The sequence below is a fragment of the Cedecea sp. AS113 genome, from assembly GCF_037152415.1.
Classification (GTDB): Bacteria; Pseudomonadota; Gammaproteobacteria; order Enterobacterales; family Enterobacteriaceae; genus Cedecea.
The window spans coordinates 1-999 of the sequence record NZ_JBBCMI010000051.1; the positions used below are offsets into that span (position 1 = coordinate 1).

The window sequence follows — 999 nt, forward strand, 5'->3', positions numbered from 1 at the left end:
CTGTTTCGCCAGTCCGTTGCGAATTCAGCTGGTGTCTGGTAATCCAGCGATGAATGGGGACGGCACTCGTTATAATCCTGCCGCCAGTCATTAATCGTTTTCCGGGCATGAAGAATATCGCTGAACCAGTGTTCATTCAGACACTCATCGCGAAAGCGTCCGTTAAAACTCTCAATAAATCCGTTCTGCGTTGGTTTACCTGGCTGGATAAGCCGTAGTTCCACACTATGCTCAAAGGCCCATTGATCGAGCGCGCGGCAGGTAAATTCCGGACCCTGATCGGTTCTTATTGTCGTCGGATACCCCCGAAACAACGCGATGCTGTCCAGAATACGCGTGACCTGAACGCCTGAAATACCGAAAGCAGCGGTGATCGTCAGACACTCCTTCGTGAAATCATCCACACAGGTCAGGCACTTGATCCTGCGACCGTTGGCCAGTGCATCCATAACGAAATCCATCGACCATGTAAGGTTCGGTGCATCCGGGCGCAGAAGCGGAAACCGTTCGGTCGCCAGCCCTCTACGGCGTCGTCTGCGTTTTACGCTCAGTCCATTAAGGTGGTAAATACGATATACCCGCTTGTGATTGACGTGAAGGCCCTCCCTACGCAGCAACTGCCAGATGCGCCGATAACCAAAACGTCTGCGTTCAAGCGCCAGCTCGGTAATACGCCCAGATAAATGTGCATCAGCAGCCGGACGCTGAGCATCATAACGGCAGGTCGACAGGGACAAACCTGTAAGCCTGCAGGCACGACGTTGCGACAGACCGGTCGCATCACACATCAACACCACGGCTTCCCGCTTCTGGCCTGTCGTCAGTACTTTCGCCCCAGAGCCACCTGAAGCGCCTCCTTATCCAGCATGGCTTCGGCAAGCAGCTTCTTGAGCCTGGCGTTCTCTTCCTCAAGCGACTTCAGGCGCTTAACCTCGGGCACCTCCATACCGCCATACTTCTTACGCCAGGTGTAAAAGGTGGCGTCGGAAATGGCGTGCT

1 pseudogene is annotated in these 999 nt (G+C 54.5%); it reads right to left on the bottom strand.

From position 1 onward, the window contains the following. A pseudogene (locus WFN87_RS23960) lies at nucleotides 1–999 on the bottom strand (IS3 family transposase); the annotation flags it as partial.